This is a genomic window from Paraoerskovia sediminicola (assembly GCF_030296575.1).
Taxonomy (GTDB): Bacteria; Actinomycetota; Actinomycetes; order Actinomycetales; family Cellulomonadaceae; genus Paraoerskovia; species Paraoerskovia sediminicola.
Genome location: NZ_AP027729.1, coordinates 295,017 through 318,828, shown reverse-complemented (window position 1 = coordinate 318,828; position 23,812 = coordinate 295,017). Strand labels below are relative to the sequence as shown.

Here is a 23,812-nt window from a genome sequence, read left to right as displayed (position 1 = left end):
CAGGCTGCGCGACGGGGCGGCCCCGGCGGCTACCTATCCTTGAGGGATGCTCATCGACCTCCACACCCACTCGACGGCGTCCGACGGGACCGAGGCGCCTGCCGAGGTCGTCGCCTCCGCCGCGCGCGCCGGGGTGGACGTGCTGGCGCTCACCGACCACGACACCACCGCGGGCTGGGACGAGGCGGGCGTGGCGGCCGCACGTCTCGGTGTCGCGCTGGTGCGCGGGACCGAGGTGTCCGCCCAGCACCGCGGGTCCAGCCTCCACGTCCTGAGCTATCTCCAGGACCCGACGGCACCGGCGCTGCTGCGCGAGATGGAGCTGGCCCGCGACTCCCGTGAGACCCGGGCACGTCGCATGGTCGAGCTCATCGCCGTGGACCACCCGATCACCTGGGAGGACGTCCTGGCGCAGACGGTGGCCGGGACGACCATCGGCCGTCCGCACATCGCCGACGCGCTCGTCGCGGCCGGGCACTTCCCGGACCGCTCGGCAGCCTTCACGGACGTGCTGCGCAGCGGTGGCCGCTACCACGTCCACCACTACGCCCCGAGCGCCGTCGACGCCGTCCTCGCGATCCGTGAGTCGGGCGGGGTCCCCGTCTTCGCCCACCCGGGCGCCGAGGTCAAGGGGCCGGTGGTGGACGACGCGGTGATCCGCGCCATGGCCGACGCCGGCCTCGCCGGGCTCGAGGTGTTCCACCGTGACCACTCCGACGCCCAGCGGGCGCGGCTGCACGGGCTGGCCGACGAGCTCGGGCTCTTCGTCACCGGGTCCAGCGACTACCACGGGACGGGCAAGCCGAACCTCCTGGGGAGAACTCCACGTCGCCCGCCGTCCTGGCGCAGATCGAGGAGCACGGGTCCCTGCCCGTGCTCCGCTGAGGGGCGACGATGGACATCGCGTCCGTGTTCGACGTCCGGCTCTTCACCGAGGTCTTCGTGACCCTGTTCGTGATCATGGACCCTCCCGGGCAGGTGCCGATCTTCCTCGGCCTGACCAGCGCCATGACGAGCAAGCAGCGGACCAAGGCCGCGGGGACGGCGATCATGGTCGCGTTCGGGGTGATCGTGGGCTTCGCCGCGTTCGGCCAGCAGGTGCTCAGCTACATGCACGTCTCGCTGCCCGCGCTCCAGGCGGCGGGCGGTCTGCTGCTCCTGCTCGTGGCGATGCAGCTCCTCACGGGCAGGTTCGAGGTGCCCGACCCCTCGCAGGGCCGCGGAGGGAACGTCGCGATGGTGCCGCTGGGGACCCCGCTCCTCGCGGGACCGGGAGCCATCGTGGCGACGATGGTCTTCGTGCAGCGCGCCGGCGCCGAGGGCGGGGCCGCGCCGTGGGTCTCGGTCCTCGCAGGTGTCGTCGCCGTGTGCACCTGCCTCTACCTGGCGATGCGGTTCGCGAACTACATCCACCGCTTCCTCGGGGAGTCCGGGACGACGCTGATCAGCCGGATCGCCGGGCTGCTCCTGTCCGCGATCGCCGTGCAGTCGCTCGCCACCGCGATCACCGCGATGGTGCAGGCGGCCTGAGGCGGGGCGGGGAGCCCTTGCGCCGTACTCGTCGCCACGATCGGCTCCGCCCGCGCGCCGACACGCGGACGGCGGTGGCCCGGGACCCTCGATGAGGGCCGGACCACCGCCGTCGGGTGGGGCGTTCAGTCGATCAGCGCGTCACTCGGTGGCGCCGGTCGGGGAACCACCGGTCGCCGTGCCGCCGGTCGCGGGGCGTCCGCCGCGCGTGCGGCGACGGTTGCGGCGGCGGGGAGCGCCGTCGGAGCCGCCCGCGCTGCTGTCCGTGCCGTTCGTCCTGTCGGCGCCGGGAGCACCCTGGCGCTCGCCCGAGCCGCTCGCGCCGGCCGACGGCCGACCGCCGCCCGAACGACCGCTGTCGCCGCGGCGTCCGCCACCGGACCGACCGCCGTCGCGGCCTCCCTGCCCGCGCGGGCCGCCTCGCTGGCCGCGCTGGCCCTCGGAGCGGGACTGCGTCGTCGAGCCGGCGTGCTTGCCGGTCTCGCCGAGGTCCTCGAGCACCTCGGCCTCGAGGCCCGCGTGCGTGCGCTTGTCGCGGGGGAGCCGGCCCTTGGTCCCCTCGGGGATGTGGAGCTCGGTGTACAGGTGCGGGGAGGTCGAGTAGGTCTCCTTGGGCTCGGGGATGCCGAGCTCGAGGGCCTTGTCGATCAGGCCCCAGCGGGGGTGTCGTCCCAGTCCACGAAGGTGACGGCGGTGCCCTTGTTGCCCGCGCGGCCGGTGCGGCCGGTGCGGTGCAGGTAGGTGCGCTCGTCCTCGGGGCACTGGTAGTTCACGACGTGCGTCACGTCGTCGACGTCGATGCCGCGCGCCGCGACGTCCGTCGCCACGAGGACGTCGATCTTGTTGTTGCGGAAGGCGCGCAGCGCCTGTTCGCGGGCGCCCTGGCCGAGGTCGCCGTGGATGGCGCCGGCGGCGAACCCGCGGTCGCGGAGCTCGTCGGAGACCTTGGCTGCGGTGCGCTTCGTGCGGGCGAAGACGATCGTGCGGCCACGGCCCTCGGACTGCAGGATCCGCGACAGGACCTCGACCTTGTCGAGCGCGTGGGCGCGGTAGACGACCTGCTCGATGTTCTTGACGGTGTGCCCGCCGTCGTCGGGGTCGTTCGCGCGGATGTGCGTCGGCTGGCTCATGTAGCGGCGCGCCATCGAGACGACGGCGCCCGGCATCGTGGCCGAGAAGAGCATCGTGTGCCGCTTCGCGGGCGTGCGGGCGAGGATCTTCTCGACGTCGGGGAGGAACCCGAGGTCGAGCATCTCGTCGGCCTCGTCGAGCACCACGGTCTGCGCGCGGGTCAGGTTGAGGTGGCCCTGGTTCAGCAGGTCGAGCATGCGACCAGGGGTACCGACGACGACCTCGACGCCGCGGACGAGCGCCTCGACCTGCGGCTCGTAGGCGCGGCCGCCGTAGACCTGCAGGACGCGCACCGACCGCTTCGCCGACGCGGTCTCCAGGTCGCGGGCGACCTGGCTCGCGAGCTCACGCGTCGGGGCGATGACGAGAGCCTGGGGCTTGCCCGGGGCGGGCAGCTCGTCGAAGCCGGGCTCGCCGGGCGCGACGATCCGGTGCAGGAGGGGCACACCGAAGCCGAGGGTCTTGCCGGTACCGGTCTTCGCCTGGCCGATGATGTCGTGGCCGGACAGCGCGACGGGGAGCGTCATCGCCTGGATCGGGAACGGGGTGACGATGCCCTTCTCGGCGAGGGCCTCGACGATCTCGGGGCGCACGTCGAAGTCGCCGAAGGTGACGTCGGCGGCCTGGATGGTGGTGGACGTGGTGCCCGGGGCGGCGGCCTCGACGGCCTCCTCCACGGTCTCGATGACGTTCTCGGGGTCGACGACGCTCTCGTCGGACGCGGTCATGGTGGTCACTGCTGGTGCCTCGTTCGTCTCGAGGGAGCAGGGCCGCGGCCGGGCTCCGTGGCGCTCGCGCTGGGCGGTGGCTCACGATCCGGCGGGCGCGGACGACGCTCCCTGTGGCCGGCAGCCGATCGTGGGATTCTTCGCCGTCGGGGCCCGTGGCGTCGCGTGCTGCGCGCGATTGGTGCTGCGCACGGACGACCGTCACGGACACCGGTGCAGCGTGCCGACGCGAGCCGGCGGGTCGTGTTCAAGACGACCGGGCAACCGATGTACGTCTCCATGATAACGGACGGGGCCCCGGATCCCGGGGATCGTCGTGCGCGTCACGTCCCGACTATTATCGTGCGGTGATCGACAGCAGCAGCGACGGCAGCGCGGGACCGACCGGGACGCCCCCGAGGGTGCGCTCGGTGACGTCCCCGGCGCACCCGCGACCATCCGCGACGCCGGTTTCACGGGGGAGGCTGTGGCGTCCGTGGCGCCTTCTGGGGCGACCGGGGAGCCGGGCGGTCTGCGTGGCTCGCACGCGGCGTCGGTCGAGGACGTCCGGGCGCTGCTCGGCCTGCTCGCGTACACCGAGCTGACGGCGTTCACGCGGCTGGCGGAGAGCTCGAGCCAGGCACCAGGGCTGCACGAGCGGCTCCGCCTCGCGCGCCGGGCGAGCAACGCCGTCGAGCGGCAGGAGTGGGTGCTCGCCAGGATCGAGGAGCTCGGCGGCGACCCGGAGGCCGAGGTCGCGGCGTTCGACCGCACGTACGCGGACTACAACGACCGGACCACGCCGGGAAGCTGGTGGGAGCGACTGCTCAAGGGCTACGTGGGACACGGCGTCGCCGACGACTTCTGCCGGCTCGCGGTCGACGGTCTCGACGACCGCAGCCGCGAGGTCGTGCTCGAGGTGATCCGCGGCGGGGAGTCCGACGAGCGCTCGGTCGCCGTCCTGTCAGCCGCGGCGGAGGCCGACGAGGTGCTCGCGTCACGGCTGGCGCTCTGGGGCAGGCGGCTCGTGGGCGAGGCGCTGGGCGTCGCGCAGACCCTGATGACCTCGCGTCCGGCGCTCGCTCGGCTCGTGGCGGACGGCGCGGCGCGGCGTGGCGTCGGGGGCGTGGACCCGTCCTCACCGGCCGAGCACGTCCCCTGGGTGCTGGGCCAGCTCACCGCCGAGCACACCCGCCGCATGGGGCGGCTCGGGCTCACCGCCTGAGCGGCGAGCCCGAGAGCGTCAGGCGGAGCCGAAGCCCACGCGACGCTGGCTCTCCGCGCCGATGTCGACGAAGCCGAGGGCGGACGTCGGGACGATCACCCGGCGACCCTTGGTGTCGGTCAGCTTCAGCACGGTCCCGTCGGCCAGCGCGGACTCGACGGCGGCCGCGATGTCGTCGGCCGACTCGTCGGTCTCGACGACGAGCTCACGGCCCAGGTTCTGCACACCGATGGTGACTTCCACGGGACACTCCTTGCGGACGTTCGACGACCTGCCGGTCGGCAGGCACCTGAACGATAGCCGCCACGTCCGTCAACGGACGACGAGGGCCCGTGCCACGCTCTGCGCCCAGGGCGAACGCTCGGCGGGGGACGGCGCGGCGTCCGCCACCGCGGCCCGCGCGAAGGCCACGCAGGTCCGGGCGGTAGCGGTGAGATCAGGCCGAGGGTGGGTGCCCGGCGCGGTCCCGCAGGACAGGATCGCGACCGCCGCCGTCGTGGCAGCCCTGTCCGGCGCGTGGACCAGGTCCCGGACGCGAGGGTCGCGCAGGACGTCGGACTCGAAGACCAGTCGCCCCGCCGGCCCCGCTGCCGTCGCGTACGAGACGTAGGCGATGCAGAGCGCGTCGAGGACGGCGAGCACCGCCGCGTCGCCCGTGCCTGGCGCCGGCCGTGGCACGGTGTCCAGCGCGTCGACCACCGCTCGTGTCAGGGCGGCCGTCTCGACCTCGAGCACGGCGAGATAGAGGTCCAGCTTGGACCGGAAGTGTCGGTAGAGCACGGGCTTGGTCACACCGACGGCAGCCGCGATGTCGTCCATGGAGATGTGGTGGAACCCGCTGGACGCGAAGAGGTCGCGGGAGCAGTCGAGGATCCGGGACCGCCGCTCGGCCACGCCGCGGCTCCGCAGGCGGTGTCGCGACGTCGTGCCGCCCTCGGTCCCCATGCCTGACGAGGCTAGGGCGAGCAGCCTGCCGGTGGAAGAGGCGGTCCATGATGCGGGCGACGGTGACGTGCCGCCGACGCAGGTCGCGTAGAGCGCAGCCGGCGGATTCGGCCTTGCGACGGGGACAGGCAGGTCGTACCCGGCGATGTCGGTGGCGCGTGATCTGATGCGTCGCGTGATGACGACAGACAGCGGGCTCGACGCCCGGCGCGTGGCGCTCGACGCGAGCCAGCAGGCCGCCGTGGCGTCCTCGGCCGTCGCATCCGCGACGGTGGTGGTCGGCGCGCCGGGGACCGGTCGCACGACGGTCGCCGTCGAGGCCGCGGTGCAGGCGATCGAGGAGGGCGCCGAGCCGGGTCGCGTCCTCCTCCTGGCCGCGACCCGACGGGCGGCGGGCCTCCTGCGGGACCGCGTCGGTGCGCTGACCGGGCGGACGACGAGCGCGCCGATGGTGCGGACCCCGGCGTCCGCGGCGTTCGCGGTCCTGACCTCTGCGGCGCTCGCACGGCACCGCCCGCCGCCGACGCTCATCACCGGGCCCGAGCAGGACCTCGTGCTCGCCGAGCTGCTGGCCGGGCACGCGGCCTCGTCGGGTGCGGGCCTCGACCTCCCGGACGGGGTCGAGCCGAGCACGCTGGGGCTCCGCGGGTTCCGCCAGGAGCTCCGCGACCTCCTCATGCGGGCCGCCGAGCGCGGCGTCGACCCCGTCGGGCTCGACGAGCTGGCACGCCTCCACGACCGGCCCGAGTGGGCTGTCGCCGCGCGGCTCTACGAGGAGTACCTGGACGTCACCGCGCTGCGGGAGTCCTCGTCGGGGGCGGGTGCGCGGGTGGACCCGTCGGTCGTCCTGGACGAGGCCACCGCGGTCCTGCGGGACTGGGACGAGCGGTCCCTGCGAGCACCCCGGCCGTCGTGGAGCCTCGTGGTGGTGGACGACTATCAGGAGGCGACGGCTGCGACCGCCGGCTTCGTGCGGCAGCTCGTGGCGGGCGGGGCACGCGTGCTACTGACCGGTGATCCCGACTCGGCCGTGCAGACGTTCCGCGGGGCGGTGCCCGGCCTGGTCGGGCGCGCCGAGGCGGTGCCCTCCCGGGACGACGACGCGTGGTCCGGGGAGCTCTCCGCGGTCCGGGTCGACCTGACGACGGCCTGGCGGCAGTCGGCGCGGCTGCGGGAGGTGACCCGCGAGGTCACCACGCGTGTGCCGGCGGCCGGAGCCGTGCGACACCGGGCGGCGCTCGCACCCGCCGACGAGGACCGCGAGCGGGGCTCGGACGGCCCGGAGGACGGCGCCCGCGTCGCGATCCTCCCGGGAGCGGCCCAGGAGGTCGCCTACGTCGCGCGCGAGCTGCGCGCCGAGCACCTGCTCCACGGGACTCCGTGGCGGAGCATGGCGGTCGTCGCGCGGTCGGGGGACCAGCTCGTGTCGTTCCGGCGCGCGCTGGTCGCGGCCGGGGTCCCGGTCACGACCACCGGGTCGGACGTCCCGCTCCGCGACGAGCCCGCGGTCGCGCCGCTCCTCGCGGCAGCGCGGGTCGGTGCCGCCCTCGCCGACGGCGACGCGGACCCGCTGGGCGTCGACGTCGCCGCAGCCCTGATGACGTCTCCCTACGGCGGTAGCGACGCCGTCGCCCTGCGCCGCACCCGTCGTGCGTTGCGCGCCGAAGAGCTCGCCGGCGGCGGCGGCCGTTCCTCGGAGACCCTCCTCGTCGAGGCGCTCCTCGATCCCGACCGTGCCGCCACGCTGCCGGCCGGGGTCCGCCGGAGCGTCGTCCAGGTCGCGAGGACCATCGCTGCCGGCGCAGCCGCGGTCGCGCGTCCCGATGCCGACGCGACCTCGGTCCTGTGGTCGGTGTGGGAGGCGAGCGACGTCGCCGACCGCTGGCGCGGCGCCGCGCTCGCGGGCGGAGCGGGGGCGCCCGTGCCGACCGCGACCTCGACGCCGTCATGGCCCTCTTCCGCGCGGCCGAGACGTTCGTCGAGCGCATGCCGGGATCGTCCGCGCTGGCGTTCGTCGACTACCTCGAGTCCCAGGACCTGCCCGCCGACTCTCTCGCGGCGACCGCGACGGGCGGCGGGTCGGTGGACCTGGTCACGCCGGCCGGTGCGGCGGGTCGTGGGTGGGACGTCGTGATCGTCGCCGGGGTGCAGGACGCCGTCTGGCCGGACCTGCGGCTGCGCGACTCGCTGCTCGGCAGCCAGGCCCTCGTCGAGGTGCTCTCGGGACGGTCGCCCGGGGGTCACCAGAGCGGGACGGAGGCACGGCGAGCCGTGCTCGCGGACGAGCTGCGCTCCTTCGCCGTCGCGACGTCCCGAGCGAGCCGTCGGCTTCTCGTGACCGCGGTCGACGACGCGGACGCGACCCCGTCGATGTTCTGCGACCTGGTGGACGGCGGTCCCTCGACCGACGGCGACGACGACGAGGAACGTGCGGCGCGACGCAGGGTCCAGGTCGGGACCCCGCTCGACCTGCGGGGCGTCGTCGCGACGGCCCGGGCCGCGCTCGGCGACGACGTCCTCGCGGGGCGCGAGTCCGAGGCGGGAGACACGGCGGCGCGACTCCTCGACGAGCTCGCGTCGGCAGGCGTCCCGGGGCTGCGCCGGCGTCCTGGTACGCGGTCCACGACATCTCGACGTACGACGCGTTGCGCGTGGGCTCCGACCCCGTGCGCGTGTCCCCGTCCAAGCTCGAGGCCGTCGACCGGTGCGCGTTGCGCTGGGTGCTCGAGGCGGGCGGAGCCACCGCCCCCGACGCCCAGTCGCAGTCCCTCGGGACCCTCGTCCACTCCATCGCCCAGACCTTTCCCGCGGGCACGCACCACGAGCTGGCCGCGGAGCTCGACCGCCGGTGGCCCGAGCTCGGGCTCCGGCCGGGGTGGCCCGCGACGAGCCTGCGGCGAAGGGCTGACGCGATGATCGGCCGTCTCGCCGAGTACCTCAAGGACTCCGGCGAGGCGGTCGCGGTCGAGGCCCCATTCCAGGTCCGGCTCGGCGGCGCACTGCTCGCGGGCGTCGTCGACCGGCTCGAGCGGACCGACGACGGGCTCCGGGTCGCCGACCTGAAGACCGGGAAGTCGGCACCGAGCAGGGCGGAGACGGAGACGAACCCGCAGCTCGGTGCCTACCAGCTCGCGCTCACGGAGGGTGCCTTCGACCTGCCGGACGTCCCCGACGAGACGCCCTCGGCGGGGGCTCGGCTCGTCTTCGTCGGCATGGGCCGTTCGGCTGCTCTGCGCTCGCAGGCGCCGCTGCAGGTCCGTGACGACGGGTCCAGCTGGGTCCACGACATGGTCGACGAGGTCGCGAGCACGATGTCCGGCGCCACGTTCGGGGCACGGCAGAACGACCTCTGCTCCGTCTGCCCGGTGCGCAGGTCGTGCCCGGTCCAGGTCGAGGGGAGGCAGGTCCTGTGACGGCCGAGGAGACGACGGCCGCTGCGGCGGCAGCGGGCGCACCGGTGAACGTGCCCGCGAGGCCCGAACGGGTGTCCGCGGACGAGATCGCGACGATGCTGGGTCGGCACGTGCCGACCGACGAGCAGCGCGCGGTCATCGAGGCTCCGCTCGAGCCGCTGCTGGTCATCGCCGGTGCCGGCTCGGGCAAGACCGAGACCATGGCGTCCCGCGTGGTGTGGCTCATCGCGAACGGGCTCGTCGCGCCCGACGCGGTGCTGGGCCTGACGTTCACCCGCAAGGCGGCGGGCGAGCTCGGTGAGCGGGTCCGCTCACGGCTCGCGCAGCTCGCGCGCGTCCGCGGGGAAGCCAGCGACCTGTCGATGCTCGAACGGCCGACGATCTCCACGTACAACGCGTACGCGGGGTCGATCGTCGCCGACCACGGACTGCGTATCGGCGTCGAACCGGGGTCCCGCCTCCTCAGCGAGGCGAGCCAGTGGCAGCTCGCCGCAGAGGTCGTCGAGTCCTGGACGGGAGACCTGGAGACCGACCCCGCCTTCTCGACGGTGGTCAAGGCGATGCTCGAGCTCTCCGGCTCGATGAGCGAGCACCTGCTCGACCCCGACGCGGTGCGGTCCGGCCTCGACGGTCTCGTCGCAGACATCGACAGCGTCCCCCTGCGCACGGGGAAGAAACAGCACTACGCCGACGTGAAGGGTCTGCAGGAGCTCCTCGCGGACCGCCGGCGCCTCGTCGACCTCGTGGAGGCCTATCGCGAGCGCAAGCGCGTCGCGGACTCCTCGACTTCGGCGACCAGATCGCCCTCGCTGCACGGCTCGCGACGGAGATCGACGCGGTCCGGGAGGGCGAGCGCGCCCGCTACCGGGTGGTCCTGCTCGACGAGTACCAGGACACGTCGTACGCGCAGACCGAGCTCTTGAGCGCGCTCTTCGCCGACGGTCACCCGGTCACGGCCGTCGGCGACCCGAACCAGTCGATCTACGGCTGGCGCGGGGCGAGCGCGTCGGGGCTCGCCCGCTTCCCCGAGCGCTTCCGCGACAGCAGCGGATCCCCGGCCGCGGTCGGCTACCTCTCGACGTCCTGGCGCAACGACGCGGCGGTGCTCGACGCGGCGAACCTGGTCGCGGCCCCGCTGCGGTCGGAGTCGCGCGTCGAGGTCCCCGCGCTCGTGACGCGTCCGGGCGGGGGCGTCGGTTCGGTCGTCGCGACCTATGCCGCGACCCTCGACGAGGAGGTCGCGGCCGTGGCGGACCACGTCGCAGCCCGCTGGCGCCCGGGTTCGGGACGTGGCGGCGCAGGCCGGGTGACCGCGGCCGTGCTGTGCCGTGCGCGCAACCAGTTCGTCCCCGTCGAGACCGCGCTGCGGGCACGAGGGCTCCCGGTCGAGGTGGTCGGGCTGGGTGGGCTCCTGTCCACGCCCGAGGTCGTCGACGTGGTCGCTCTGCTCGAGGCCGCGCACGATCCCTCGCGCGGGGACTCGCTGGCGCGGATCCTGACCGGTCCGCGTATCGCTCTCGGCCCCGCAGACCTGCACGCGCTCGCCTCCCGTGCGGCGGACCTCGCGCGCGCCGACGCGGGTCGCCGCTTGGACCGTCACGTGACCAGTCACCCGGATGTGCGAACAGAACCTCCCGGTGAGGGCGCACCAGCAGCCGACGACGCAGGAGGGCCCGGGGCGCCAACGCCGGTGACGATCGAGGGCGACGTGGTCGACCACCGCTCGATCGTCGACGCGCTCGACGACCTGCCCGCGCCCGGGAAGCCCGCGCGCGACGGCCGGGTGCTCTCCGCTGCGGCTCACGCACGGCTCACGGCGCTCGCCGCGACCCTGCGCGAGCTCCGCTCGGAGACGTACCTCTCCCTGCCCGAGCTCGTCGGTCAGGCGGAGCGTGCGCTCGGCCTCGACATCGAGGTCGAGGTCGCTGCGCGGCTCAGCGCCCGCGCGGGAGAGGTCGTCGGTTCCGGGGACCGTGGTCGCGCGCACCTCGACGCGTTCGCGGACGTCACGGCGGGGTTCGCCTCGCACGCCGACACGCCGACCCTGGGCGCGTTCCTCGCCTGGCTCGGTGCGGCGTCGGCCCAGGAGCGCGGGCTCGACCTGCCGCTGCGGGAGCCCGACCCGGACGCCGTCCAGGTGGTCACGATCCATGCCGCGAAGGGCCTCGAGTGGGACGTCGTGGCGGTCACCGGGATGTCGGCCGGCGTGTTCCCGTCCTGCGCCGTGGGCGCGGACGGACCGAAGGACTCCGGGTGGCTGACGGGGCTCGGGGTGCTGCCGTTCCCGCTCCGGGGCGACAGCGCGGACCTGCCGCGTCTGCCGATCCGTGAGCAGGCGGACTCGAAGGACCTCCACGACGCCCTGGGCACGTTCAAGCTCGCGGCGGGGGAGCACGAGGTGGCCGAGGAGCGGCGCCTCGCGTACGTCGCGATGACGAGGGCGAGGGAGTCCCTCCTGCTCGCCGGTGCCTGGTGGCGTGGGGGAGCAAGCCCGTGCCGCCGTCCCCGTTCCTCATCGAGCTCGCCGAGGCGGGCGTCGTCAACGCCGCCGGCTGGACGGGCCGCCCCGAGGACGCCGAGCGCCCCGACGGTGAGGTTCCCACCGCGTCCTGGCCCGAGTCGGACGCGCCCGAGGGCCCGCACGCGGTGCTCCGTCGCACCGCCGAGAGAGTGGAGGCGGCGTCCGCCGACCGCCGGCAGGCCGATCCGCATCGTCAGAAGGAACCCGCGGCCGTCGACGATCTGACCCGCCTGGCGCGGCTGCTGCTCGCGGAGCGGTCGGACGTCTCGGCGCCGGCCGCGGTCCCGCTGCCGCCGCACCTCTCGGCGTCCGCACTCGTCCGGATGGCCGACGACCGCACCGAGTTCGATCGGCAGCTGCGACGGCCCGTCCCGGTGAAGCCCACCGCCAACGCCCGGATCGGTACGGCCTTCCACGCGTGGGTGGAGCAGTACTTCACGTCGTCCTCGCTGCTCGACGGCCTGGGTGCCGAGGCCACGGACGACCTGCTCGCCGAGGCGAGCGGGAGCGGGTCTTCCCCGGACGCCGCGGCCCTCGCGGCGCTCCGCGCGACGTTCCTCGACTCGGACTGGGCGCGACGCACACCGATCGCGGTCGAGGCCGACATCGAGACCCCGATCGCGGGGCTGCTCGTGCGCTCACGGATCGACGCGGTCTTCCCTCAGGTCCCGGTATCCCCGAAGGACCCTGCACCCCCGCAGGGCCCGGTCACCTCGGCAAGCCCGGCGGACCCGGCACGCGGCAACGGGTCCGCGACCAGAACTGCCTCTGAATCCCCGACCGGGGTGGTCGTGGTCGACTGGAAGTCGGGGTCGCGCCGCGGGACGCCGGTGCGCAGAGGGCCCGAGAGGTCCAGCTCGCGGTCTACCGCCTCGCCTGGTCGCGATGGTCCGGGCTGCCCGTGGACCAGGTGGACGCCGCGTTCTACTACGCGGGGTCGGGGACCACGGTCCGTCCGGAGCGGCTGCTCGACCGCCGAGGGCTCGAAGACCTGGTACGCGGGCAGTGACGCTGCGCGAGTCCTGCTCAGGCCTCGCGCGTCTGCTCGTCGAGCTCGGCGAGCATGTCCACGGCGTCGGCGACCACGTCGTCCAGGGAGTTGCGCACGCCGTGCAGCAACCACCGGGCGAGCGCGAGCTCACCGACCAGCAGGGCGCGGTCGAGCAGGTGGGGGTCGCTGAGCTCGGTGCGGCGCAGCTGGTACGCCTCCAGGATCGAGTCACCGGCATCCTGCGGGGCGGCGGCGAGCAGCCAGGCGAGGTCGTCGGCCGGGTCGGCCACGCGCGCCTCGGCCCACCCGGTGACGGCGACGATCCGCCGACCCTCGACGAGCACGTGCTCGGCGCCGAGGTCCCCGTGGACCACGACGGGCTGGAACCGCCACATCGACACGTCCTCGAGCAGCTTCTCCCACCGGCGCAGCAGCGTGGGCGGGACATGGCCGGTTGCGGCCGCGTCGTCCAGCTCGGCGAGCCGGCGCTCGCGGTACTCGTCGCTGGAGTACGTGGGGAGCGTCGCGTCCTCGACGACCGAGGAGGGGAGCTCGTGGACGGCGGCGATCGCGCGGCCGGCGTCGGCGGCGAGCCCAGGCCCCGGAGCCAGCGTGGCGACGTCGAGCGGGTTGCCGGGCAACGCACGGTGCACGACGGCGCGCCCGCCCTCGGGGAGCGGCGCCGACCCGGTGACCTCCGGCAGGGCGAACGGCAGGACGCCCGAGCTCACGTAGTGGGTCAGACCCCGCAGCAGGGTGACCTCGGCCTCGAGCGCGGCGCCCGCGGCCGCGTCGACGGGAGCGCGGACGACCCAGTCCACGCCCTCCGCGTCGGTCACGGTCGCGGCGTCGACGTCCGCCCCGGAGAGCGTGCGGCGCGCCCGGACGGCGTCGAACCCGGGCACGGCCGCAGTCGCGAGCGCGGCCAGGACGAGAGCGGATCGGGTCACCCGCCAACGGTAGTGCGTCCGCGCCGCTGCGGCGGGCCGCCCGGCGGTGTGTCCCCTGGTTGCTGCGTCGCTGCGCTCGTCGGGTTCGTCCGTCCGACCGGATCGCCTCGACTCCGGCGTGGTTTCCAGCACGTTCGCCGACGACCTCCTCGCGGACGTAGGTTCGTGCGGTGACGCACGACGTGGACCGAGCCGACGAGACGCGCACGCCCGACCGGGGCGGGCGCCGTCCGACACCCCTCGACGGCCACGAGGCGCGCCCGGTGACCCTCGACCCGGCCGGTGACCGGAGATCCGCGCCCGGTCTGCTCGACGACCTCTGGGACGACACCGCGACCCAGGTCGTCCTGGTCGACGGCGGTCGCCTCGCCGTGTCGTCGTCCGGCCAGGACGGCGCTCTCGACCTCGCGCGGTTCGAGCCAAGCGCCGTCCCGCTCCCCGACGGAGCGATCCGGGCCTACCTCGGGCGGGACGTCGTCCGCGGTGTCGAGCTCGTCGCGGTGCTGCTCCCTCCGCCCGCGGACCCCGGTGCCCAGGCGCAGCACGACCCGCGCGACCCTCGCGAGGCGTCGACCTTCGTCGGGCTCCGGGCGGCCTCGGTCTCGCTCTCGGACGTGGACGGCGCGGCGGCGACGGCGGGGGTCGCGCTCGCCGGCTGGCACGCCTCCCACCCGAGGTGCCCTCGGTGCGGCGCGCCGACCGAGGTCACCCACGCGGGCTGGGTGCGCCGCTGCCCCGTCGAGGGGGTGGACCTCTACCCGCGGACGGACGCAGCCGTGATCATGACGGTCACGGACGCCCAGGACCGGCTCCTGCTCGGCCACGCGGCGCGTTGGCCGGAGCGGCGGTTCTCGACGCTCGCCGGGTACGTCGAGCCGGGGGAGTCGCTGGAGTCCGCGGTCCGCCGGGAGGTCCTCGAGGAGGTCGGGCTCACGATCGGGGAGGTCCGCTACCAGGGGAGCCAGTCATGGCCGTTCCCGGCCTCCCTCATGCTCGGGTTCGCGGCCCGCGCGACCACGACGGACGTCCGGGTGGACGGCGTCGAGGTCACCGCGGCGCGGTGGTTCACCCGGCCCGGGCTCGCGCAGGCCGTCGGGACGGGCGAGGTGCTGCTGCCGGGTCGGTCGTCGATCGCCCGGGCGTTGATCGAGGACTGGTTCGGCGGCTCGCTGCCCGGGGAGTGATCTCCCCGGGCCGGCGAGCGGAGGCCGCGCCGGGTCTCAGACCCCGAGGCGCTGCTTGACCTCGGCGAGCGACGGGTTCGTCGCGGAGGTCCCGTCCGGGAAGACGAGGGTGGGGACGGTCTGGTTGCCCCCGTTGACCTCCTCGACGTAGCCGGCGGCCTCGGGGTGCTCCTCGATGTTGACCTCGCGGTAGCCGATGCCGACGGAGTCGAGCTGGCCCTTGAGGCGTCGGCAGTAGCCGCACCAGGTCGTCGAATACATGACGACCGATCCGGTCTCCGGCGTGGTCAGTGCGTCGGTCATACGAGGTCTCCTCGGGTCGGTCCGGGTGGTGTCGTGCGCGTCCAGGTCAACCAGGGCGGGGGCCCGGGTGTTCCCGAGGGGCGGACGGCGGACCGTGCGTCGTGGCCTGTCGGTGCCGGCTGCGAGAATCGGCCGTGATGTCCTCCACCTCGCGCACGCTCGCCACCGGCCCTGCCGACGCCATCCTCGACGCGCTCGACCCCGACCAGCGGGACGTGGCGCTCGCGCTCACCGGACCCGTCTGCGTCCTCGCCGGCGCGGGCACCGGCAAGACCCGGGCGATCACGCACCGCATCGCCTACGGCGTCCGCACCGGCGCGTACACCCCGACCGGGGTGCTGGCCGTGACCTTCACCGCGCGCGCCGCGGGCGAGATGCGGACCCGGCTGCGCGACCTGGGGGTCGTGGGGGTCCAGGCGAGGACCTTCCACGCCGCGGCGCTGCGGCAGCTCGGCTACTTCTGGCCGCAGGTCGTCGGAGGCGCACCACCACGGATCCTCGAGCAGAAGGCGCAGGTCGTGGCCGAGGCCGCGCGACGCGTCGGGATCTCAGTCGACCGCGTCGCGGTGCGCGACCTGGCGTCGGAGGTCGAGTGGTCCAAGGTCTCCCTCGTCACGTCCGAGGACTACGAGAAGGCCGCGGCCGCGATGGCCCGGGAGGTCGCCGGCTACGACCCCCGGACCGTCTCACGGCTCATCGCGGCGTACGAGGAGGTCAAGACCGAGCGGTCGGTGATCGACTTCGAGGACGTCCTGCTGATGCTCGGCGACATGCTCGCGTCGCACGGCAAGGTCGCCGACGAGGTCCGTCGCCAGTACCGGCACTTCGTCGTCGACGAGTACCAGGACGTCTCCCCGCTGCAGCAGCTGGTGCTCGACCAGTGGCTCGGCGGCCGCAAGGAGCTCTGCGTGGTCGGCGACCCGAGCCAGACCATCTACTCGTTCACGGGCGCGACGCCGCACCACCTGCTCACCTTCCGGTCCCGCTACCCGCAGGCACAGGTCGTCAGCCTCGTCAGGGACTACCGCTCCACGCCGCAGGTCGTCGGCCTCGCGAACAAGCTGCTCGCCCACGCCGGCCGCCGGCGTGGTGGGACGGCGCCGCTGGAGCTGATCGCGCAGCGCCCCTCCGGTCCGCCGATCGGTTACACGGCGTACGACGACGACGAGTCGGAGGCCCGCGGGATCGCGGAGCGCATCGGCCGTCTCGTCGCCGCGGGCACCGCGCCGAGCGAGATCGCGATCCTCTACCGCACCAACTCGCAGTCCGAGGCGTTCGAGTCGGCGCTCGCGGACGCGGGCATCGGGTATCTGGTGCGCGGCGGGCAGCGGTTCTTCCAGCGCAAGGAGGTCCGCGACGCGATCGTGCTGCTGCGCGGTGCGGCGCGGAGCGCCGACCCCGCGGTCCCGATGCCCGAGACGGTCCGGGACGTGCTGATGTCGGCCGGGTGGTCCGAGTCCGCGCCCGCGGCCCGAGGGGCGGCGCGCGAGAAGTGGGACTCGCTCCAGGCGCTCGTCGCGCTGGCCGACGACGTCGCGGCGGTCGAGCCGGACCAGGAGCCCGTGCTCCTGCCCGGGTTCGTCGCAGAGCTCGACGAGAGAGCGTCCGCGCAGCACGCGCCGACCGTCGAGGGCGTGATGCTGGCCTCGCTGCACGCGGCGAAGGGGCTCGAGTGGGACGCGGTGTTCCTGGCCGGGCTGAGCGAGGGTCTGATGCCGATCTCGCTCGCCGACAGCGACGAGGGTGTGGCAGAGGAACGCCGGCTGCTCTACGTCGGGATCACGCGGGCTCGCCACGACCTCGAGCTCTCGTACGCCCGCTCCCGCAACCCGGGTGGGCGGGCGTCTCGGCGCCGGACGCGGTTCCTCGACGGACTCTGGCCCGACGAGGCGGTGCGGCGGGCGCGACGTCCAGCGAAGGGCAGCGCCCGCGCGGCGCTGACCGGTGAGTACGACCAGGAGCTGTTCGACGGGCTGCGGGAGTGGCGCCGCACGGTCGCGACCGAGACGGACAAGCCCGCGTTCACCGTACTGGTGGACGCGACGCTGGCCGCCATCGCGGAGGCTCGACCGACCACTGTCGCGGACCTGGCTCGGATCCAGGGCATCGGGCCCGCGAAGATCGACCGGTACGGCGCCACGATCCTCGAGCTCGTGCGCTCGGCGGACCGCCCCGCGGGCTCCTGAGCCGGCTCCGGCAGAGGTGCCGACGAACGCGTCGGTTAATTCAGTTGTCCGGGTGCGCGGGCGGGTCTAGTGTCGTGTCGTCCGGTGAAGCAGACGGGGCGCCGAGAGGTGCCCGGTCGAGACGAGAGGAGGTGGGTGCAGCGATGAAGAACTTCGACGGTGCGACGTGCACGGCAGCGACAGTCACCGCAGCGGCGGTCATGACGACCCCTGTCTCCATCACGTCCGCGACCCACGGGATCTCCTCCGCGCGCCCGCGCACGGGTGGGGCTCCCGCTCGCTACGCACCCGACTCCGCCTCCTGGGCGGTGCTCGACCTCTAGGACGAGGTCCAGCACCACGTAGGCCGCGGAGTCCACCAGGACCCGCGGCCTTTCTCGTGCCGATCGCACCCGACACGGGTGCTCAGGTCCTGGACGACCAGACATACGTTCAGAAGACCTGGAGGAATCGTGCGGCCCGACATGCTGCTCGACGATCGGACGACCCACCTCGGCGCGGGCGCGCCGGCCGTCACCCGCGACCCCGGGGGCGCCGCTGTCCCTACGACCGCCGCCGTCCCTACGACTGCCACCGTCCCGACGGCCGCTGCTGCCGGCGCGACCCGTGCAGTCCTACCCGACGCCGACGAGTTCGACCTGCTCATGTCGCGCGTTCTCCCGTGCCGCAGCGAGAGCCCCGAGCTCTGGTTCGCCGAGCGGTCGGCCGACGTCGAGCGCGCCAAAGCTCTGTGCGGGGAGTGCCCGTTGCGGGTGGCGTGCCTCGCGGGCGCCGTCGAGCGGGGGAGCCCTGGGGCGTCTGGGGAGGCGAGGTCTTCGTCGACGGCGTCGTCGTCGCGCGCAAGCGCGGTCGCGGACGACCCTCGAAGGCCGAGCTGAGGGCGCGAGAGCTGGAGCGCGCCGAGCGCGAGAGTGCGGCATGACCCCGTGAACGCCCGGGCCGTCCGTCTCGGTGTGCCGACGGTTACGACCGGGGCGTCGTGCTGCGGGCTGCGCCGCACGCGCAGCCGGCCCACGGCGCCACCGGTCGACCGGTGGGCACGCATCCGGGGAGGAGGACCTCGATGCACGCGTGACCGGTCGTCGGCTCCGCGCCGTCGAGCAGGGCCAGCACCTGAGCCGCGGCGATCCCTGCGGCGGTCGCCGTCGCGGTCGACTCGGCCGTCGCTGTGAGGCGCGAACGGGAGCGCAACGCGCGGGAGACGACGGGCCACGCGGGGTCCTCGTCGGCTCGCGCGAGCTCCACGCACCTCAGGCACGGCGTGGATCCGGGGCGCACGAAGGGCCCGACGGTCGCGCCGGCCTCCCCGGTGACGACGGACAGGTGCGGTACACGGTCGACCATGAGCCGGTCGGCCCGTGCCGCGTCGGCCACCCAGGCGCTCGTGAGCACGGCGGCGTCCAGGTCCTGCTCCACCCGCGACGACACGTGGACTCCGGAGACCTCCGAGATCACCCGGCGGGCGGCCGTGCTCCGCACCTGGCCCACGTCCTGCCAGCGGTACGCGCCGAGGCCGACGTCGGTGGCCTGGACGACGGTCGGGTCGTCGAGCACGAGGCGCCCGACGCCCGCGCTCGCCAGGACGACCGCGATCGCCATCCCCGACCGGCCCAGCCCGTCGATGGCGACCGTCCGGCGTGCCCGGGCGGCCAGGACGGCGTCACCGGTCGTCCCGTCGGCGAGCTGAGCGAGGGCCGCGACGTCCGCGGCGCCGTTCGCGGGAGCGAGGATCGCATCCGGGTGCGTCTGCACCGGGGCGACCAGGAGGCCGGCCGCTCGCAGCGCCCCACGCAGCTGGGCCACCCGGACCTCGGCAGGGCAGTCGCCCCGGATGCCGGGTGCGCCGCGCAGCGCCGAGTGCCGGAGCCACCGGACCTCTGCCGGGAGCAGCCCGGTGATCCGCACCGACCACCGCGGGTCGACGCCCACCTGCACCGCACCGGGACCGGTCTCGACGACGACCGTGCCGCGACGCACCACGTCGTCGTCGGCAGGGGAGCGGACCGTGCCGGTGCCTGTGCTCGTGCCTGCGGCACACCCGCCGGACCCAGCCCCGGCCGTCGTGCCGCCACTCCTCCCGTCTCGCTCGCCGGCCGGTGCCGTCACTGTGCCGGCCGGCACCGTCGCCGTGTCGCCCCTCATGTCGCCCCCTGCATCGCTGTTCGTGCCGCTCGTGCCGGCACCCTGGCCGTCGGGCATCACCCTGCCATCGGCGCTGCGTCGCACCGCCGTCGTCCACAGGGAGCGTTCTCCTGTTCGCCGGGAGCGCCGTGTCGCAGTGTGTGTCAGGTCACGTCTGGCGGTACGGTCGGCGCGTGGTGGACGAGACGGAGGCGACCGTCGAGGTGCGTCGCAGCCGTCGGCGCAAGAGCACCGTGAGCGCTCACCGGGACGGCACGACCACCGTCGTGTCCATCCCCGCGCGATTCTCCCGGGCGCAGGAGCGCGAGTGGGTGCAGCGCATGCTCCAGCGGCTGGCCGACAAGGAGCGGCGCCGTCGCCCGTCCGACGCGGAGCTGCTCGCGCGGGCGCAGCGCCTCGCCGAGCGTTACCTGGGTGGTCGGGTCAGCCCGTCCAGCGTGAGGTGGTCGGGCAACCAGGGTCGGCGCTGGGGCTCGTGCACCCTCATCGACGGGTCCATCAGGATCTCGACCCGCGTGCGGGGCATGCCGGGCTGGGTGCTCGACTACGTCGTCCTGCACGAGCTCACCCACTTGATCCACGCCGGACACGGCCCGGAGTTCTGGGCAGAGCTCGAGAGCTACCCGCGGACGGATCGCGCGCGGGGGTTCCTCGAGGGCGTCGCCTACGGGCGAGACCTCGCGGGCGAGCCGCCGGACGACGACTGACCGTCCTCCCTGGACCTCGCGACTAGCGGTCCTGCGGAGCCCCGCCCTCGTCGTCGCCGGTGCTGTCGTCGGAGCCTCCCGCGGCGGTGTCCTCGGCGCCGTCACCGCTGCCGGGCTCGGCCGTGGACTCGCCCGAGTCGTCGATGCCGGCCACCGTCCCGGAGAGGATGTCCTCGAGCGCCCGGTCCAGGTCGGCGGACCCCTCGGCGACCGCCGACCGGCGCTCCGAGTACCCGGCAGGGTTGTCGAGGTCCTGGTCGTCGGGGAGCAGGTCGGGGTGCTCCCACACGCCGTCACGCCCGGCGGGCCCGGACCCGGCGGTGATGTGTGCCCACAGCGCGGCGGCGTCCCTCGAGCGGCGGGGGCGCAGCTCGAGGGCGACGAGCGACGAGAAGACGTGCTCGGCCGGCCCGCCGGCGGCCCGGCGGCGGCGGAGCATCTCGCGCAGCGGCACCGCGTGCGGCAGGTGGGGAAGCGCGGCGGTCGCCGTCACCTCGTCCACCCAGCCCTCGACGAGGGCGAGCGTCGTCTCGAGCCGCAGGAGGGTGGCGCGCTGCTCCTCGGTGTTCTGACCGCGGAAGACGTGGCCCTTGAGCGCGTCCTGGAGCGCCGAGGTGTCGCTGATGTCGATCGACCGGACGCGCTCCTCGAGCGTCTCCAGGTCGATCGTGATGCCGCGGGCGTACTCCTCGACCAGGCCGAGCAGGTGCGCTCGGAGCCACGGGACGTGCGCGAAGAGGCGTGCGTGGGCGGCCTCGCGGAGCGCGAGGAAGAGGCGGACCTCGTCGAGCGGCGCGTCGAGTCCCTCGGCGAACGCCTCGACGTTGCTGGGGACGAGGACCGTGACGTTCTCCTCGATGAGCGGTACGCCGACGTCGGTCGCGCCGAACACCTCGCGGGATAGGGTGCCGGCCGCTTGTCCGGTCTGCATGCCGAAGACGGCGGAACCGAGCTTGCGCATCATCCCGGCCGGGTCCAGCTGTCCGAGCATCCCTCGGGGCATGCCGGGGATCTCGGGCATGGCGCCGCCGTCGAGCTCGCCCATCTGGTCGCCGAGGACCGTGGCCATCGCGTCGGCGACCGACGCCGCGACCGGGGCGACGAGCCGGCCCCACGCGGGGAGCGTCGCCTCGACCCACTCGGAACGGCTCCAAGCCTTCGGCGCCCCGCCGGCGGGCGGCAGGTCGGTGACGACGTCGAGCCACAGCTCGGCGACCGACAGGGCGTCCTTCGCGGTGCGGGCCTGGGCGGCGACCACGACCGGGTCGCCGCCGGTGACGGCGACCTGCCGGGCGACGTCGTGCGCGACCCCGGCGTTGACCGGGGAGTCGCCGGAGGTCTCGAACATCCGCTTGACCTGGGCGAGCATCGCCTCGAGAGCACGGGGGTCGTCGCCGAGGCCGGTGCTCTGCGCGAGTGCGCGGGGGTCGAGCCCCTGCTCGCGCATCTGGCGCATCGCCTCGTCGGCGCCGTCCCCGAACATCGACCGGAAGAACTGCTCCCACTGCTCGTCGTGCGGGCCGCCCGCGGTCGGGTCGTCGGGGGACTGGCTGCTCATCTGGGCTCCTCGGGATAGCGTCTACGTCACGGTAACCACATTCGGACCTCGGGAGCGGTGAGCGCGGCATGTCGGAGGGCGAGGTTCGCTCTGGGCGCAGCGAGACGAGGCCGGTGCACGAGGCCGGGTCCGGCGGGGCTGCGGGCCCCGGCGCGGGCCCGGGAACCGCAGGGTCGTGGCCCGCGTCAGGCATCGCGGTCGTGGGCGGCGGAGTCGTCGCCCGAGCGCTCCGCGCGGCCCTGGGCGGCGGGTGCGTGGCGGTCGCGGACGCGGCCGCCGTCATCATCGCGATCCCCGCAGGAGAGTTCGCCAACGGCCCGCGCAGCGACCTCCTCGACGCGGTGAACGAGACCCTGGACGAGCTGCGGTCGGCCGGGCGGGACCCGCACGTCGTCCTGATCAGCTCCGCTGCGGTCCTCGGGGCGTCGGCGGCCCGGGACGTGATGGACGACGACGCTCCGCCGGCCGATCCGGACGGCACCGGCAGCGTCCTCGACCGACTCCTCGAGGCGGAGCGGCTCGTGACGTCCGCGGGGCTCGGGCGGCTGAGCATCCTGCGCCCCGCGATGCTGGCGGGTCCGGGCGTCGACACGATCTGCACGCGGCACCTCGAGGCGCCCCGGCTCCTGGTCGCCCGAGGCGTGACCAAGGACTGGCAGATGCTCCACGTCGACGACCTGGTGTCCGCGGTCGCCACGGTGCTCGACCGCGGCCTTCTCGGTTCGGTCACGGTCGGTGCGGTGCACCCCGACGGCTCGCCCGACGTCGTCGGGCAGGACGAGGTCGCCGGTCTGGTGGGGCTGCGGACGATCGCCGTCCCCGTGGAGACCGCGTTCGGGATGGCCGACCGGTTGCGGCGCACCGGCGTCGTCCCCTCGGGCTCGGGCGACCTCGCGTTCGTGCTCTTCGACTGGACCGTGTCGTCGCGCCGGCTGCTCGACGCCGGATGGCGGCCGGAGCGCTCGACCGCGGACTGCCTGGCCGAGGTCGCCGGATCCCGCCCCGCGGGCACGACGATCGGGTGGCGCCGGGTGGGCAGCCGCGACGCGGCGGCGGTCGGCGCCGCAGGGGCAGCGGTCGCGGCCCTCGCGACGGCCGTCCTCGTGCGGCGGGCCCGTCGGTGACGACGACGCGGTTCCCGCCGGGGCGTCACGATCCGTCATGATGGGGCGGTGACTGCTGAGGACCCGGGACCGATCGCGAGCGTCGACGACAGCCGACAGCCCTCCCGCTGGACGGTCGTCGGGCCCACGCCCCGCGCGACGACCCTGGGTGTCTCCCTGGTCGCCACCCTCGCGCTGCTCACGGTGCTGATCCTCGTCCCGGCGCCCTACGCCGTCCGCTCCCCGGGGCCGACGGAGGACACGCTCGGGACCCAGGACGGGACCGAGCTCATCGAGATCTCGGGTGCCGAGACGTACCCGTCGACCGGCGAGCTGCGGCTGACGACGGTCTCGGTCTCCGGGGGACCGGGGTACCCGACGGACGCCCTGGGCGTGATCCGTGGGTGGATCGACCCGAAGCGCTCGGTCTACCCCAAGGAGCTGATCTTCCCGCCCGACCGAACCGCCGAGGAGGTCGAGGCCGCCAACACGGCCGACATGGTCTCGTCGCAGGAGAGCGCGACGGTCGCGGCGCTCACCCAGGTCGGGTACGACGTCCCGGTCACCCTGACGGTCGCCGGCACCGTGGAGGGCGGGGCGTCGGACGGCGTCCTCGAGGAGGGCGACGTCGTCCGGTCCCTGGACGGGCAGGAGGTGGTCACGTACCAGGACCTGATCGACCACCTTGCCGCGACCACGCCGGGCGACGAGGTCGTGGTCGGGGTGGAGCGGGACGGGGAGGACGTCGACGCCCCCGTCACGACGGGCGACGTGGACGGCCAGGCGGTGCTCGGGGTGTTCCTCGGCACCGACTTCGACATGCCCGTGGACGTGACGATCCAGATCGGCGACATCGGCGGGCCCAGCGCGGGCACCATGTTCGCCCTCGGGATCGTCGACAAGCTGACGCCCGAGGACGAGGCGGACGGCGCGGTCGTCGCCGGGACCGGCACCATGGACGTGGACGGGACCGTGGGACCGATCGGCGGGATCCGCCAGAAGCTCTACGGAGCGCAGCGGGACGGTGCGCAGTGGTTCCTCGCGCCCGACGACAACTGCGACGAGGTCGTCGGCCACGTGCCCGACGGCCTGCAGGTGACCGCCGTCGGGACCCTCGACGACGCCGTCGACGCGATCACCGCGATCGGGGCGGGCGACACGGACGGGCTGCCCACGTGCGAGGAGCAGCAGGCGGCCGGCTGACCGACGCCGAGGG

21 protein-coding genes and 2 pseudogenes are annotated in these 23,812 nt (G+C 74.4%); 15 read left to right on the top strand and 8 right to left on the bottom strand.

The window, feature by feature from the left end; genetic code table 11:
* Nucleotides 1-46 precede the first annotated feature (46 nt).
* Nucleotides 47-946: a PHP domain-containing protein gene (locus QUE47_RS01670; protein ID WP_350227618.1), complete on the top strand. Its 900-nt coding sequence runs from the start codon at nt 47-49 to the stop codon at nt 944-946.
* A complete protein-coding gene (locus QUE47_RS01665) occupies nt 901-1,530 on the top strand; it encodes a MarC family protein (RefSeq protein WP_286219350.1) in 630 nt (209 codons plus the stop codon). Before QUE47_RS01670 ends, QUE47_RS01665 begins: the two co-directional genes overlap by 46 nt.
* A gap of 141 nt (nt 1,531-1,671) precedes the next feature.
* On the opposite strand, the pseudogene QUE47_RS01660 reads toward QUE47_RS01665, so the two are convergent.
* Nucleotides 1,672-3,389 (bottom strand): annotated as a pseudogene (locus QUE47_RS01660) (DEAD/DEAH box helicase).
* A gap of 316 nt (nt 3,390-3,705) precedes the next feature.
* Here QUE47_RS01660 and QUE47_RS01655 point away from each other — a divergent pair.
* Nucleotides 3,706-4,593: a ferritin-like fold-containing protein gene (locus QUE47_RS01655; protein WP_286218307.1), complete on the top strand. Its 888-nt coding sequence runs from the start codon at nt 3,706-3,708 to the stop codon at nt 4,591-4,593.
* Between the two features lie 18 nt (nt 4,594-4,611).
* On the opposite strand, the gene QUE47_RS01650 is transcribed toward QUE47_RS01655, so the two are convergent.
* Together QUE47_RS01650 and QUE47_RS01645 are read right to left on the bottom strand one after the other, a co-directional pair.
* Nucleotides 4,612-4,836, bottom strand: a complete 225-nt coding sequence (locus tag QUE47_RS01650; protein WP_286218306.1) for a DUF3107 domain-containing protein — start codon at nt 4,834-4,836, stop codon at nt 4,612-4,614.
* 69 nt (nt 4,837-4,905) lie between these two features.
* On the bottom strand, nt 4,906-5,538 hold the full coding sequence (locus tag QUE47_RS01645; protein ID WP_286218305.1) for a TetR/AcrR family transcriptional regulator: 633 nt from the start codon (nt 5,536-5,538) through the stop codon (nt 4,906-4,908).
* 178 nt (nt 5,539-5,716) lie between these two features.
* Between QUE47_RS01645 and QUE47_RS01640 the strand changes: the two genes are divergently transcribed.
* Nucleotides 5,717-7,672: a UvrD-helicase domain-containing protein gene (locus tag QUE47_RS01640; protein ID WP_286219349.1), complete on the top strand. Its 1,956-nt coding sequence runs from the start codon at nt 5,717-5,719 to the stop codon at nt 7,670-7,672.
* A 106-nt stretch (nt 7,673-7,778) separates the two neighbouring features.
* On the opposite strand, the gene QUE47_RS01635 is transcribed toward QUE47_RS01640, so the two are convergent.
* Nucleotides 7,779-8,087, bottom strand: a complete 309-nt coding sequence (locus tag QUE47_RS01635) for a hypothetical protein (RefSeq protein WP_286218304.1) — start codon at nt 8,085-8,087, stop codon at nt 7,779-7,781.
* Between the two features lie 102 nt (nt 8,088-8,189).
* Here QUE47_RS01635 and QUE47_RS01630 point away from each other — a divergent pair, with 102 nt between their 5' ends.
* From QUE47_RS01630 to QUE47_RS16390, 4 genes and pseudogenes are all read left to right on the top strand, one after another.
* Nucleotides 8,190-8,951 (top strand): RecB family exonuclease, encoded by a 762-nt coding sequence (locus tag QUE47_RS01630; RefSeq protein ID WP_286218303.1) that lies wholly within the window; start codon nt 8,190-8,192, stop codon nt 8,949-8,951.
* A 95-nt stretch (nt 8,952-9,046) separates the two neighbouring features.
* Nucleotides 9,047-9,874, top strand: coding sequence for a UvrD-helicase domain-containing protein (locus QUE47_RS01625; protein ID WP_286219348.1), 828 nt, complete (start codon nt 9,047-9,049; stop codon nt 9,872-9,874).
* A pseudogene (locus tag QUE47_RS01620) lies at nt 9,772-10,434 on the top strand (UvrD-helicase domain-containing protein); the annotation flags it as partial. The gene QUE47_RS01625 and the pseudogene QUE47_RS01620, both read left to right, overlap by 103 nt.
* A 117-nt stretch (nt 10,435-10,551) precedes the next feature.
* A complete protein-coding gene (locus QUE47_RS16390) occupies nt 10,552-11,697 on the top strand; it encodes a 3'-5' exonuclease (protein WP_350227712.1) in 1,146 nt (381 codons plus the stop codon).
* Nucleotides 11,698-12,498: 801 nt separating this feature from the next.
* Here the strand turns inward: QUE47_RS16390 and QUE47_RS01610 are convergent.
* Nucleotides 12,499-13,413, bottom strand: a complete 915-nt coding sequence (locus QUE47_RS01610) for a phosphotransferase (protein WP_286218302.1) — start codon at nt 13,411-13,413, stop codon at nt 12,499-12,501.
* A 170-nt stretch (nt 13,414-13,583) separates the two neighbouring features.
* Between QUE47_RS01610 and nudC the strand changes: the two genes are divergently transcribed.
* Nucleotides 13,584-14,597, top strand: coding sequence for an NAD(+) diphosphatase (gene nudC / locus QUE47_RS01605; protein ID WP_286218301.1), 1,014 nt, complete (start codon nt 13,584-13,586; stop codon nt 14,595-14,597).
* A gap of 36 nt (nt 14,598-14,633) precedes the next feature.
* Here the strand turns inward: nudC and QUE47_RS01600 are convergent, their stop codons facing one another.
* A complete protein-coding gene (locus tag QUE47_RS01600; protein WP_286218300.1) occupies nt 14,634-14,900 on the bottom strand; it encodes a mycoredoxin in 267 nt (88 codons plus the stop codon).
* A gap of 137 nt (nt 14,901-15,037) precedes the next feature.
* Here QUE47_RS01600 and QUE47_RS01595 point away from each other — a divergent pair, with 137 nt between their 5' ends.
* The 3 genes from QUE47_RS01595 (at nt 15,038) to QUE47_RS17070 (ending at nt 17,964) form a co-directional block, all read left to right on the top strand.
* Nucleotides 15,038-17,086, top strand: a complete 2,049-nt coding sequence (locus QUE47_RS01595; protein WP_286218299.1) for an ATP-dependent helicase — start codon at nt 15,038-15,040, stop codon at nt 17,084-17,086.
* 143 nt (nt 17,087-17,229) lie between these two features.
* Nucleotides 17,230-17,409: a hypothetical protein gene (locus tag QUE47_RS01590; RefSeq protein WP_286218298.1), complete on the top strand. Its 180-nt coding sequence runs from the start codon at nt 17,230-17,232 to the stop codon at nt 17,407-17,409.
* A gap of 141 nt (nt 17,410-17,550) precedes the next feature.
* Complete coding sequence (locus tag QUE47_RS17070; protein ID WP_434019716.1) at nt 17,551-17,964, top strand: WhiB family transcriptional regulator; 414 nt, start codon at nt 17,551-17,553, stop codon at nt 17,962-17,964.
* Nucleotides 17,965-18,049: 85 nt separating this feature from the next.
* Here QUE47_RS17070 and QUE47_RS01580 read toward each other — a convergent pair whose 3' ends face one another.
* A complete protein-coding gene (locus QUE47_RS01580) occupies nt 18,050-19,228 on the bottom strand; it encodes a ThiF family adenylyltransferase (RefSeq protein WP_286218297.1) in 1,179 nt (392 codons plus the stop codon).
* 173 nt (nt 19,229-19,401) lie between these two features.
* Between QUE47_RS01580 and QUE47_RS01575 the strand changes: the two genes are divergently transcribed.
* Nucleotides 19,402-19,935: a M48 metallopeptidase family protein gene (locus tag QUE47_RS01575; RefSeq protein ID WP_286218296.1), complete on the top strand. Its 534-nt coding sequence runs from the start codon at nt 19,402-19,404 to the stop codon at nt 19,933-19,935.
* 22 nt (nt 19,936-19,957) lie between these two features.
* On the opposite strand, the gene QUE47_RS01570 is transcribed toward QUE47_RS01575, so the two are convergent.
* Complete coding sequence (locus QUE47_RS01570; protein ID WP_286218295.1) at nt 19,958-21,493, bottom strand: zinc-dependent metalloprotease; 1,536 nt, start codon at nt 21,491-21,493, stop codon at nt 19,958-19,960.
* A 68-nt stretch (nt 21,494-21,561) separates the two neighbouring features.
* On the opposite strand from QUE47_RS01570, the gene QUE47_RS01565 reads away from it, so the two are divergent.
* Both QUE47_RS01565 and QUE47_RS01560 read left to right on the top strand, forming a co-directional pair.
* Nucleotides 21,562-22,617, top strand: coding sequence for a Rossmann-fold NAD(P)-binding domain-containing protein (locus QUE47_RS01565; protein WP_286218294.1), 1,056 nt, complete (start codon nt 21,562-21,564; stop codon nt 22,615-22,617).
* A gap of 48 nt (nt 22,618-22,665) precedes the next feature.
* Entirely contained in the window at nt 22,666-23,799 is a 1,134-nt protein-coding gene (locus tag QUE47_RS01560; RefSeq protein WP_286218293.1) for a YlbL family protein, read from the top strand.
* The last annotated feature ends 13 nt before the right edge of the window (nt 23,800-23,812 follow it).

Excerpts from the sequence above, each read along its gene's own strand:
- QUE47_RS01600 (WP_286218300.1), bottom strand. The coding sequence starts at position 14,900 with ATGACCGACGCACTGACCACGCCGGAGACCGGATCGGTCGTCATGTAT.
- QUE47_RS01640 (WP_286219349.1), top strand. The coding sequence starts at position 5,717 with ATGACGACAGACAGCGGGCTCGACGCCCGGCGCGTGGCGCTCGACGCG.
- QUE47_RS01645 (WP_286218305.1), bottom strand. The coding sequence starts at position 5,538 with ATGGGGACCGAGGGCGGCACGACGTCGCGACACCGCCTGCGGAGCCGC.
- QUE47_RS01590 (WP_286218298.1), top strand. The coding sequence starts at position 17,230 with ATGAAGAACTTCGACGGTGCGACGTGCACGGCAGCGACAGTCACCGCA.
- QUE47_RS01580 (WP_286218297.1), bottom strand. The coding sequence starts at position 19,228 with ATGAGGGGCGACACGGCGACGGTGCCGGCCGGCACAGTGACGGCACCG.
- QUE47_RS01670 (WP_350227618.1), top strand. The coding sequence starts at position 47 with ATGCTCATCGACCTCCACACCCACTCGACGGCGTCCGACGGGACCGAG.
- QUE47_RS01565 (WP_286218294.1), top strand. The coding sequence starts at position 21,562 with ATGTCGGAGGGCGAGGTTCGCTCTGGGCGCAGCGAGACGAGGCCGGTG.
- QUE47_RS17070 (WP_434019716.1), top strand. The coding sequence starts at position 17,551 with ATGCTGCTCGACGATCGGACGACCCACCTCGGCGCGGGCGCGCCGGCC.
- QUE47_RS01570 (WP_286218295.1), bottom strand. The coding sequence starts at position 21,493 with ATGAGCAGCCAGTCCCCCGACGACCCGACCGCGGGCGGCCCGCACGAC.
- QUE47_RS01625 (WP_286219348.1), top strand. The coding sequence starts at position 9,047 with ATGCTGGGTCGGCACGTGCCGACCGACGAGCAGCGCGCGGTCATCGAG.
- QUE47_RS01595 (WP_286218299.1), top strand. The coding sequence starts at position 15,038 with ATGTCCTCCACCTCGCGCACGCTCGCCACCGGCCCTGCCGACGCCATC.